9 protein-coding genes are annotated in these 11892 nt (G+C 64.8%); 7 read left to right on the top strand and 2 right to left on the bottom strand.

Going from position 1 to position 11892, the window contains the following annotated elements; all coding sequences use genetic code 11:
- Window positions 1-143 precede the first annotated feature (143 nt).
- A complete protein-coding gene (locus tag NCS67_RS26820; protein WP_250437349.1) occupies window positions 144-1520 on the bottom strand; it encodes an NAD-dependent succinate-semialdehyde dehydrogenase in 1377 nt (458 codons plus the stop codon).
- A 125-nt stretch (window positions 1521-1645) separates the two neighbouring features.
- On the opposite strand from NCS67_RS26820, the gene NCS67_RS26815 reads away from it, so the two are divergent.
- Window positions 1646-2626, top strand: a complete 981-nt coding sequence (locus NCS67_RS26815; RefSeq protein WP_239295255.1) for an AraC family transcriptional regulator — start codon at window positions 1646-1648, stop codon at window positions 2624-2626.
- Between the two features lie 14 nt (window positions 2627-2640).
- Here the strand turns inward: NCS67_RS26815 and NCS67_RS26810 are convergent, their stop codons facing one another.
- Complete coding sequence (locus tag NCS67_RS26810) at window positions 2641-3594, bottom strand: LysR family transcriptional regulator (RefSeq protein WP_033535810.1); 954 nt, start codon at window positions 3592-3594, stop codon at window positions 2641-2643.
- A gap of 185 nt (window positions 3595-3779) precedes the next feature.
- On the opposite strand from NCS67_RS26810, the gene NCS67_RS26805 reads away from it, so the two are divergent.
- The 6 genes from NCS67_RS26805 to NCS67_RS26780 are packed head-to-tail and all read left to right on the top strand — an operon-like array spanning window position 3780 to window position 11881.
- A complete protein-coding gene (locus NCS67_RS26805) occupies window positions 3780-5825 on the top strand; it encodes a hydantoinase/oxoprolinase family protein (RefSeq protein ID WP_250437348.1) in 2046 nt (681 codons plus the stop codon).
- 4 nt (window positions 5826-5829) lie between these two features.
- Complete coding sequence (locus tag NCS67_RS26800; protein ID WP_175981530.1) at window positions 5830-7563, top strand: hydantoinase B/oxoprolinase family protein; 1734 nt, start codon at window positions 5830-5832, stop codon at window positions 7561-7563.
- Window positions 7560-8729 (top strand): CaiB/BaiF CoA transferase family protein, encoded by a 1170-nt coding sequence (locus tag NCS67_RS26795; protein WP_008346859.1) that lies wholly within the window; start codon window positions 7560-7562, stop codon window positions 8727-8729. The genes NCS67_RS26800 and NCS67_RS26795 overlap by 4 nt, the downstream gene beginning before the upstream one ends.
- Window positions 8726-9538, top strand: coding sequence for an enoyl-CoA hydratase-related protein (locus NCS67_RS26790; RefSeq protein ID WP_175981534.1), 813 nt, complete (start codon window positions 8726-8728; stop codon window positions 9536-9538). The genes NCS67_RS26795 and NCS67_RS26790 overlap by 4 nt, the downstream gene beginning before the upstream one ends.
- A 32-nt stretch (window positions 9539-9570) precedes the next feature.
- A complete protein-coding gene (locus tag NCS67_RS26785) occupies window positions 9571-10932 on the top strand; it encodes an MFS transporter (RefSeq protein ID WP_250437347.1) in 1362 nt (453 codons plus the stop codon).
- A gap of 13 nt (window positions 10933-10945) precedes the next feature.
- A complete protein-coding gene (locus NCS67_RS26780) occupies window positions 10946-11881 on the top strand; it encodes a hydroxymethylglutaryl-CoA lyase (RefSeq protein ID WP_250437346.1) in 936 nt (311 codons plus the stop codon).
- The last annotated feature ends 11 nt before the right edge of the window (window positions 11882-11892 follow it).

Below are 11892 nucleotides of genomic sequence, written 5' to 3'. Positions count from 1 at the left end.
TCCCCCCGACGAAAACACCTACCACAACCCAACAAAGAAATCGGCAAAGAAAGCAAACACCGGCCAGACCACCCCCACCCCCCCCCCCCCCACCCCCACCACCCCCCCCCCCCCCCCCCCCCCCCCCCCCCGCCTCGCGTGGTTCAGGCGAGACCGGCCATCAGCGTGTATTTCACATGCATATATTCCTCGATTCCATGATGACTGCCTTCGCGTCCGTAACCGGATTGCTTCACGCCGCCGAACGGCACCGAAGCCGTGCCGACCGAGCCGGAATTCAGAATCACCATGCCCGCCTCGATGTTGCGCGACAGCCGGAACGAGCGGCCCAGATCGCGCGTGAACGCATAGGCGACGAGTCCATATTCGCTGTCGTTGCTGCGTGCGATGACTTCTGCTTCGGTCGAGAAGCGATAGATCGGAAAGACGGGACCGAAGATTTCGGTCGATGCGATCGGCATATCGTCCGCGACATCGACGAGAATCGTGGGCGCATAGAAGAGTCCGCCTTTCGCGTGCGCATGTCCGCCGAGCACGGCCTTGGCGCCGCGTTCGCGCGAATCGTCGACGAGCTTGCCGACCTTGTCGATGGCCGCACGATTGATCAGCGGACCGACGACAAACCGGTCCTGCAGCCCTTGATCGACCGGGATCGCTTCGACGAGCGCCTTGACGCGCTGAACGAACGCATCGTGGATGCTCGCCTGCACATACACGCGGTTCGGCGAAATGCAGACCTGTCCGCTGTTGCGCAGCTTCGCGGACACGAGCGCTTTCGCGGCTTCGTCGAGATCGGCATCGTCGAAAACGATGAAGGGCGCGTTGCCGCCGAGTTCCATCGTCATTGTCTTCAGCGTGCCGGCGCACTGCGCGGCGAGCAGCTTGCCGACCGCGGTCGAACCCGTGAACGAGATCTTGCGAATGCGCGGATCGTCGGTGATGAGTTCGCCGATCTGAACGGGGTCGCCCGTCACCATTTCGAACACGCCTTCCGGAATGCCGGCGCGGCGCGCGTATTCGAGCAGCTTGTACGCGGTCAGCGGCGTTTCCTCGGCAGGCTTCAAGAGGATCGTGCAACCCGCCGCGAGCGCGGTCGCGACCTTGCGCGTAATCATCATGAACGGGAAGTTCCACGGCGTGATCGACGCAACCGGCCCGACAGGCTCTTTCGTGACGATCACCGCTGCGTCTTTCGCGTGCGTGGGGATGGTATCGCCGTACACGCGTTTCGCTTCCTCCGCGTACCATTCGACGAAGCCCAGGCCATAGTCGATTTCGCCGAAGGCTTCCGACATGCACTTGCCGTTCTCGCGGCACATCAGTTCGGCGAATGCGGTCTTGTCGGCGCTGACGAGGTCGAACCATGCGCGCAGCAGTGCGCTTCGTTCGCGTGCCAATGTGCGCGACCACGCCGGAAAGGCCGCGCATGTGCGGTCGATGGCGGCGCGCACCTGCGCTTCCGAATGATGTTCGACTTGCCCGACGAGCGTGCCGTCGGCGGGATTGAGTACATCGATCATGCTTGTTCTCCGAGGTGAGTTGACTTGCATGATCGAATGTTAGGCATATGGCAACGCGACGAGAACGCGTGATCGTCTGCAAAGCTTGCCCGATTCTATGAACACGCCTTTATCGAACTCGACGCATGAAAACGCACCGCCCGCCCAAATTGCCGACGATGGAAACCGAAGCCGCCGCACTCGCTCGCGTGCACGCTTCGATGGTGAGCCGGCTGCTGGAACTCGCGCCGAACGAAGGCTATAACGCGACGCCGATGCCGGACATTCGCCTGTTGCGATCGAACCGTCCGCTCACGCGTACGCCGGTGCTGTACGAGCCGGGTATCGTCGTCATCGCGCAAGGCCGCAAGCGCGGCTATCTCGGCAGCAAGGTGTATGTCTACGATGCGCAGCACTATCTGGCTGTCGCGTTGCCGCTGCCGTTCTCGATGGAAACCGACGCCACCGCCGACGAACCGTTGCTCGCGGTGTACGTGCGTCTCGATGCGACGCTCGCCGCCGATGTATTGCTTCAGATCGACGAGCGCAATGGCGTGGTGCCCGGCGAGCCGGGCGGCATGGCCACGACGCGGCTCGATCTGGCGCTCGGCGAAACCATGCTGCGCTTTCTCGACGCAATGCGCGATCCGCTCGAAGCCGCGCTATTGGGGCCGACGCTGGTGCGCGAGATTTACTTTCGCGTGTTTATCGGCGAGCAGGGCGCTTCGATGCGCGCCGCGCTTGACCTCGATGGACATTTCGGGCGCATTTCCAAGGTGCTGCGCAAGATCCATTCGAGCTATGCCGAGGCGCTGACGATCGAAACGCTCGCAAGGGAAGCGGCCATGAGCGTGCCGTCCTTTCATATGCACTTCAAGGCGGCCACCAATACTTCTCCGCTGCAGTACATCAAGTCGACGCGACTGCATCAGGCGAGGCTATTGATGGCGCGGCAAGGCATGACGGCTGCGGCGGCGAGCGCGCGAGTCGGCTATGAGAGCGCATCGCAGTTCAGCCGCGAATTCAAGCGGCTTTTCGGCGGCACGCCTTCGGAAGAATTACGACGAATGAAGCAGCATTTCGCGGTGCCGGAGGCGGGGCCGTCGCCTTATGTGTCGTCGCATTGAACCGACGTTCCTCGTTAAAGCTCATTGCGTCGAAGCTGCTCGTCGCGCTTCTCTTTGCATAACTCGATGAACCTCTGCACCGGCGCCGTCGGCGTAGCGCCGCGACGCGTTGCGATCCCGTACGGTGCGCCACGTCGCTCGATACGGATCGGCAGCACCGCCATCATGCCGTGCGCCTGAAAGTATTGCGCGACCTTCAGTGGCATCAGCGCAACGGTCCCCGCGCTGGCGCGCAATAACGACAACGTCGCGAACGTCGATGACGTTTCGATCGCGTATCGCGGAAAAGGAACCTCCGCGTCGTCGAAAAGCTGTTCGAGCAGCGAGCGCATCGGCAGGGCGGCTTGCGGCACGATCCACGGATTGTCCGCAAGCGCTTCGAGCGTCAGGCGCTGCACGCTCGCGAGCGGATCGGCGCCATCGACCACGAGACACACTTCCTCCACTTCGAGCGGAATGAAATCGTAAGCCTCAGGGTGAACGCTGATGCTCGGCCGCCCGATGACGAGATCGAGCAGACGCTGATCGAGCATCGACAGCAAACGCGCGCTGTTGTCCTCCCAGACCTCGACGGACACGTCCGGCTGCACTTGCCGCAGCGCACGCAGGATGGGCGCGAGCCACTCGGGCATCGAACCCATCACCGCGCCGATGGCAAGCATCCCTCCGCCGCCGCGCATGATGGCCGCAAGCTCGTCGCGCAGCGCGCCGATCTCCGAACGCACCGCGCGCGCGTGACGAATCACGCAGCGCCCGAGTTCGTTCGGCACGATGCCGCGCGGCGAACGGGCAAACAGTTCAGTGCCGAACATCGCCTCGATTTCGCGCAGCGACTTGGTCGTCGCGGGCTGCGAGAGCGACACCTGTTGCGCCGCCTTGCGCAGCGAGCCATGGTCGTCGAGCGCGATCAAAAGCGCGACGTGATTGCCGCGCAGCCGCCTCAATATCGCATCGATACTGGTTATCACCGATATAACTCCAACGTCTCACCTGATCGGAACGTTTCATTATCTGGCCGCGCCGATGCCTCTTTAAACTGGCTCGGTCGATGTTCGTCACAGCCGGGCGCTCGACGGCGCGGCTCGATCATGCCGGAACTCACGCGGCCTCGGCAAGCGCAGCAGAAATCACGCATCCACAGGAGAGAGGCAAATTGAAAAGAATCGGACTCGATGTCGGCGGCACCTTCACCGATGTCGTGATGGTGGACGACGAAGCAGGGCGCATCTGGTCGACCAAGGTGCCGACGACGCCGAAGGATCGCGTCATCGGCACGATTGAAGGCTTTCGCAAGATTCTCGAACTCTCGGGCACCGACAGCGCCGACGTATCGTTCATCGGCCACGGCACGACGATGGCGACCAACATGGTCGTCGAGGGCACCGGCGCGAAGACCGCGCTCGTCAGCACGCGCGGCTTTCGCGACATCCTCGAACTAAGGCGCGTGTCGCGTCACGACCGCGCCGATCTTTACGATCTGCTGTTCGAGAATCCGCGTCCGCTCGTCGAGCGCCGCTGGCGGCTCGAAGTGAACGAGCGCCTGCGCCATGACGGCAGCATCGAAACGCCGCTCGATCACGCGCAGCTCGAAGCGCTCGCCGAAGAGATTCGCGCGTCGGATATCGAAGCCGTCGCCGTGTGCTTTCTGCACGCGCACGTCAATCCGCGGCACGAACGCGAAGCCGTCGAAACGCTGCGCCGTCTGCTGCCGGAGCGCTTCGTGTGTGCATCGCACGAAGTGAATCCCGAATCGATGGAATACGAGCGCGCGAGCTCGACGGTCATCAACGCGATGCTCGGTCCGGTCTGCGGGCGCTACATCGGCCGGCTCATCAGCGCGCTGGCGCAGCATGGCTTCGCGGGAAAATTCCTTTTCATGCAGTCGAACGGCGGGCTCGCGAGTCCGGCCATGGTCGCCGACAAGCCGATCGTGCTGCTCGAATCCGGCCCGGCGGGTGGCGTCTCGGCGGCGATCCGCAACTGCGAGAAGAGCGAGCTGAAGAACGCGATTCTCGGCGACATGGGCGGCACGACCTTCGATGTTTCGCTGATCCGCGACTCGCGCCCCGAACTGCGCAACAAGAGCCTGCTGCACACGTACACCGTGCGCTCGCCCAGCATCGACATCGATTCGGTCGGCGCGGGCGGCGGCTCGATCGTGTGGATCGACGCGGGCGGCGGCGTGCGCATCGGACCGGAGAGCGCGGGCGCCGATCCCGGACCGGCGTGCTACGGGCGCGGTGGCACGCGCCCGACCGTCACGGACTGCAATCTGGTGCTCGGCTATATCGATCCCGACAGCTTCCTCGGCGGCGAATTCAAGCTCGATGCGCAGGCGGCATGGCGCGTCGTCGATGAAGTCATCGCGCAGCCGCTCGGCGTCTCCGTGCCCGAAGCCGCGCAGGTCGTGCGCTCGGTCGCGAACGCGTTGATGGCGCAGGCCATCCGCATCATGACAGTCGAGCGCGGCTACGACCCGCGCGAGTTCTCGTACATCTGCTACGGCGGCGCGGGGCCGGTGCACGCGGTCGATCTCGCCCACGAAATGGGTATCCGGCGCGTGGTGATTCCGCCGCTGCCGGGTCTTTTCAGCGCGTTCGGCATGACGGTCGCGGATCAGCAATACGACTATCAGCGTCCGCTGGAAAGCGATCTCGCGATGATCGACGACGCGACTCTGAACGCCGCGCTCGATGAACTGGCAGCGCTTGGCATGGAAGAGCTTCAGCGTCACGGCGTCGAAGCGCAGGGCGTGAAGGTCGTGCGTCTCGCCGATTGCCGCTACGCCGGCCAGCCCGATGTCATCACGGTCGAAGTGCAGGCGGACGCAGTGGGCATCCGCGCGGCGCTCGCGCAAGCCTTCGAGGACGCGCATCTGCGGCAATGGAACTTCATCAGCAAGGACAAGCCGGTCGTGGTCGCCAACGTGCGTCTGCAACTCGTGACGACGACCGGCTGGCGCGGCTCGGTCGCGAGCGCCGATGGTGGCGCGCTGCCGCAGCCGGTTCGCACCCGCGAAGTGTATTTCGATGGCCACGCGCGCACGCTGCCGGTGTTCGCGCGCACGCAGATTCCGGTCGGCGCGACGATCGAAGGGCCGGCGGTCATCGAAGAACACAGCAGTTGCGCGGTGCTGAAGGCGTCGCATGTCGCGCGCGTCGATCCCGATCTCAATCTCGTCATCGAACTGGCAGCCTGAATTCATGGACATCGTTACTTACGAAATCATCCGCAGCAGTCTCTTCGCGATCGCCCGTGAGATGAAGATCGCGATGATGCGCACCGCCGGCAGCCCGCTCATGCACGCGAGCGGCGATTCGTCGGCGGCCATTTTCGACGCCGACATGCAGCTCGTCGCGCAAGGCAACGACATCCCGACGATGCTCGGCTCGGCCGTCATCTCGACGCGCGTGTCGGTGGAAGCGGTCGGGCGCGAGAACCTGCGTCCCGGCGACGTCATCGTCAGCAACGACGCCTATGTGGGCGGCGGCAATCATCAGCCGGACGTGCAGTTCACGCGGCCCGTTTTCGCGGGCGGCAGGATCGTCGCCTTCGTGATGACGCGCGGCCACTGGACCGACATCGGCGGACAGTCGCCGGGCAGCTATACCGTCACGACGTGGGACGTGTTCGCCGAAGGCATCCGCATTCCGCCGGTGTTTCTGTATCGTAACGACGAGCCGGTGCAGGACATGCTCAACCTGCTCACGCGAAACAGCCGCAACGCGCACGAACTGCTGCTCGACATTCAGGCGCAATACGCGGGCACGTTCGTCGGCGACCGGCGCATCGGCGAACTGGTGGCGAAGTATGGCGCCGATGCATTGCGCGACGTGATGAGCCAGAGTCTCGATCACTCGGAGAAGCTCATTCGCGCGGAGATCGCACGCATTCCGGACGGCGTGTACGAAGCGCAGGAGTATCTCGATCCGATCGAGGCGCCGGGCTGGAAACAGGAGCGGCCGCTGCTCAAGGTGAAGATCACGAAGACGGGCGATCACATCACGTTCGATTACACCGGCACCGGGCCGCAGGCGCGCGGCGGCATCAACTGTCCGCTTTCGGTGACGTGCAACAGCACCTGGTTCACCGTGAAAGCGCTGACCGATCCGGGCATTCCGACCAACCAGGGCTGCTATCGGCCGGTGACGATCATCGCGCCCGAGGGCAGCGTGCTGAACTGCCGCTATCCGGCGTCGGTGGTGTCGGGCAACACGGAGACCTCGCCGCGCGTGATCGATCTGCTGCTCAAGGCGCTTGCGCCCGCGGTGCCGGAGCGCATCACCGGACAAAGCAACTGCGCGTCGTGCGCGGGCATTTTCAGCGGACGCGATACCGATGCCGCGCGCATCGCCCGAACCGGTCAGGAGTTCGTCACCATGCACGACGTCCACGCGGGCGGCATGGGCGCGCGCGCGCAGAAGGACGGCGTGAGCGGCGTGCGCGTCTACGTGGGCAACGCGGGCAGTCAGTCGATCGAAATGATCGAAGCGACTTCGCCGCTGATGGTCGAGGAATGGTCGCTCGTCACCGACAGCGGCGGCGCGGGCCGCCAGCGCGGCGGGCTGACATCGCGGCGCGTGTATCGCGTGGAATACGACGAAGCCACCTTCACCGTGTCCGGCGAACGCGGACGTTCCGCGCCCGAAGGTCACTTCGGCGGGCAGGCCGGCACGCGCTTTCTGTGCGTCGTCGAACGCGCGGACGGCAGCACGCAGGAGGTCGCGGCGAAGGGCGGACAGACGGTCGTGTATCGCGGCGATCGCGTGACCGTGCAGCCCGCGGGCAGCGGCGGCTATGGCGATCCGCGCGAACGCGATGAGAAGCGCGTCGATGCCGATGTCGCCGATGGCTACATCAGCGCCGATGCCGCCGCGCAAGTCTACGGCCGTACGCGCGAAACCATCGACGCACCGCTCGAAGTCACCGCCGAATGAGCGCGAGCGAAGCCATGAACCAGCCTTTGCCGCTCGCGGGCGTGTGCGTGATCGAGATCGGCCACAGTCTCGCCGCGCCGTATGCGGGCATGATCCTCGGGTCGCTCGGCGCGGACGTCATCAAGATCGAAAGCGCGGAACACGGCGACTACGCGCGCGATTGGGGCCCGCCTTTCGTCGATGGCGCGGCCGCGTTGTTTCATGCGGTGAATCACGGCAAAAAAAGCATCGCGATGTCGCTGTCGAATCCGGACGAAGCACAGGCGTTGCGCGAGCTGATCTCGCAACGCGCCGACGTCGTGCTGCAAAACCTGAAGGCGGGCGGCACGGAGAAATACGGTCTCGGCGGCGAGGCGATGCTGCGCATGAAGCCGTCGCTCGTCTATTGCAATCTCGGCGCGTTCGGCACGGCCGGGCCGCTGCGCGACAAGCCCGGCTACGATCCGCTCGTGCAGGCGCTTTCGGGCCTGATGAGCTTTCTCGGTCAGCCGGGCGAGCCGCTGTCGCGCATTCCGGTTTCGGTGAACGACATGGGCACCGGACTCTGGGCCGCGATCGGCGTGCTCGCCGCGCTCTTCCGGCGCCAGACGACGGGCGCGGGCGAGATCGTGTCCGTGTCGCTGTACGAGACGGCGATCAGTTGGGCGGGCATCCAGATCGCCGACTATCTCGCGTCGGGCGTGTTGCCGGGACGCTGGGGATCGGGGACGGCCGCGATCGTGCCGCATCAGGCCTTCGAATGCGCGGACGGCACCATCATGGTCGCCGCGGGCAACGACCGCCTGTTCCGCCGCTTGTGCGACGTGCTCGATATCGCCGCGCTCGCCGACGACGCGCGCTTCGTCACCAACGGCGCGCGCGTGACCAATCGCGTCGCGCTGATCGACTTGCTGCATATCGAGTTCCGCAAGCGGGGCACCGCGCACTGGCTGGAAGCGCTCGATACGGCGGGCATTCCGTGCGGACCGATTCAGACCATCGATCAGGTCGTCGAACACGAGCAGACCAAGGCGCTCGATCTGCTGCGCATCACCGACGACGGCGCGGCGACGGTCGTCGGCGTGCCGATTTCATTCGGCGGCGTGCGGCCTGCGCGCACCGGCGTCACGCCGAAACTCGGCGAACACAATCATCTGCTGGCGAAGAAAACACTGGAGACATCGTGAAACTTGCATCGCAACTGGTCGGCGCGCCCGACACGCTGACGCTCGAAGAAATCGACGAACAGATTCTCATCGTCAAGCTGAACCGTCCGGAAGTCTCGAACGCGATCAGCACGACGATGGGCGACGAGATCATCCGCGTATTCGGTGCGCTCGAAGCGAACCCCGCGCTGTATCGCTGCGTGATCCTGACGGGCGCGGGCGAACGCGCGTTCTGCGGCGGCGCGGACCTCAAGCAGCGCGAAGGCATGACCGACGAGCAGTTCGGCGTGCAGCACTATCTGTTCGAGCGCATGAACCGCGCGCTCACGTATTGCCCGGTGCCGGTCATCTGCGCGGCCAACGGCGCGGCGGTCGCGGGCGGACTCGAACTGCTGCTCGCGTGCGACTTCGCTTATGCCGTCAGCCACGCGACGTTCGGCTTCACCGAAGTGAAACGCGGCATCATGCCGGGCGGCGGCGGCACGCAGCAACTGCCGCGCGCGATCGGCGTGCGGCGCGCGAAAGAGCTGATTCTGCGCGGCGGCAAGTTCACGGCGCAGGAAGCGCTCGCGTGGGGCGTCGTCAACCGGCTGTGCGAGCCGGGGCGCGTGCTCGCCGACGCCATCGACGCCGCGCGCGACATCTGCACGAGCGCGCCGCTTTCGGTCGCGCAGGCGAAGAAGGCGATCGACCTCGGCATGCAGGGCGATCTGCGCACCGGGCTCTATCTGGAAATCGAAGCGTATAACCGGCTGATTCCGACCGAGGATCGTCTCGAAGGCATCAGCGCTTACAACGAGAAGCGCGCGCCGCGATTCAAAGGCCGCTAGATCAAAACCCGGACTCACCGGAGGAGACAGACATGACACCCGACATCGGCAGCTTCGACAGGCCCAAGGCCGAAGCGACCTACGGCAAGATCACGCGCAGGCTCATCCCCTTTTTGTTCCTGTGCTATGTGTTTGCGTTTCTCGATCGCATCAACATCGGCATCGCGCAACTCGACATGAAGCACGACGTGGGCTTCAGCGATCTCACTTACAGCATCGGCGCGGGCATCTTCTTTCTCGGCTACGTGCTGATGGAAGTGCCGAGCAATCTGCTGCTCGCGCGTATCGGCGTGAAGCGCACGTTCTCGCGCATCATGATTCTGTGGGGCTTGATCGCGGCGGGCACGGCGTTCGTCACGCTGCCATCGCATCTCTATACCGTGCGCTTCTTTCTCGGGCTCGCGGAAGCGGGGCTTTATCCCGGCGTGATCTTCTATCTCACGCGCTGGTATCCGGTCGAGCGGCGCGCGAAGGTCATCGCCATCTTCACTTGCGCGACGGGCATCGCGGGCCTGTTCGGCGGGCCGCTGTCGGGCGCGCTGATGACTTACTTCGACGGCTATGGCGGCCTGCACGGCTGGCAGTGGATGTTCATCGTGCAAGGCTTGCCCGCGAGCGTGCTCGGCGTGATCGCGTTCTTCTTTCTCGATGACGGCCCGCAACAGGCGAAGTGGCTCACCGAGAACGAAAAGGCGATCGTGCTCGACGACATCCGCAAGAGTTCGAGCGTCTCGAAGAAGCACGCGGAGCATACGTTCGGCCGCGCGCTGAAGGACTTTCGCGTCTACGTGATGGGCTTCGTGTGGTTCACGCAGATCGCCGGCGTATTCGCGATCGGCTTCTGGCTGCCGACGCTCATCAAGAGCGCGGGCGTGTCGGGCGCGTTGCAGATCGGCTGCTATTCGGCGATCCCGTACTTCGTGAGCTGGATCGCGCTCATCGCGCTGAACCGTCATTCGGATCGCACGATGGAGCGGCGCTGGCACTGCGCGATCGCGATGGTGTTCGGCGCGGCCGGTCTCGTCGTCGCGGCGTTCACGACGGGCAACCTTGCGCTGTCGCTCGCGGCGTTGTCGGTGGCCACCGCCGGCATCCTCGCGCCGAATCCGCTGATCTGGGCGATCTCGACCGATTACATTCGCGGCAGCGGCGCGGCGGGCGGCGTCGCGGTGATCAACTGCGTCGGCCTGCTCGGCGGCTTCGTGAGCCCGATGATCATCGGCTCGATCAAGACGATGACGAACAGCATGGCGGGCGGACTCGGCGCGATCGCGCTTCTGATGGTGCTCGGCGCAATTGCAGCCGTGGTGCTTGCGCCGTCGACATCGGCGGTCGCAAGCGGCGCAGGACATACGGATGAAGGCAGCGATGCCGTCGCGGACGCGACCATCTGAAACCGGAGCAGACATGAAAGAAAGAGACGTGCAGATTCGCGAAGTGGGCTTGCGCGATGGTTTGCAGATGGTGCGAACGATCCTCACGAGCGGGCAAAAGCTCGAATGGTGCGCGCGCATGGTCGATGCGGGCGTGGTCGATATCGAAGTGACGTCGTTCGTGCCGCCGAAAGTCGTGCCGCAATTCGCGGATGCGGTCGAGGTCGCGGCAGGCGCGCTTGCCATCGACGGTCTTCATGCAGCGGCACTGGTGCCGAATCTGAAAGGCGCGCAACGTGCATTCGATGTGGGGCTGAACAAGGTGCATTACGTGCTCTCCGCGAGCAACGAGCACAACCTGAAGAACGTGCGGCGCAGCACCGCGGAATCGGTCGCGGACTTCGAGCGCATCGCGGCGGCGCGTGACGAACTGAATCGCGATGTCGTGCTCGGCGCGGGCGTGGCGACCGCGTTCGGCTGCACGATCGCGGGCAAGGTCGATGAACGCACGGTGCTCGGACTCGTCGAGACGCTCATCGATGCGGGCGCGCAGGAGATCACCATCGCCGATACGGTCGGCTATGCGAATCCCGCGCAAGTGCGCGCGCTGATGCGGCAGGTCATGTCGCTTGCGGGAGCGGTGCCCGTCGCCTGTCACTTCCACGATACGCGCGGGCTGGGCCTCGCCAATGTCATGGCTGCGCTCGATGCAGGCGTGCGTGCTTTCGATGCATCGCTCGGCGGGCTCGGCGGCTGTCCGTTCGCGCCCAACGCGACGGGCAACATCAATACCGAGGACACGGTGTTCATGCTCGAAGCGCAGGGCTTGCGCACGGGCATCGACATAAACAAGCTGCTGGCGATACGCGAGACGATCGCCGCATGGTTGCCGGGCGAGCCGTTCACGGGCGCGATCGCCCGCGCGGGACTACCCGCGACCTTCGTCGCTCGCGAGGCCGTCGCCGCGTAACTTCAGTCAGC

Source organism: Caballeronia sp. ATUFL_F2_KS9A, from assembly GCF_023630765.1.
Taxonomy (GTDB): Bacteria; Pseudomonadota; Gammaproteobacteria; order Burkholderiales; family Burkholderiaceae; genus Caballeronia; species Caballeronia zhejiangensis.
This window is presented reverse-complemented; position numbering and strand designations above follow the sequence as displayed.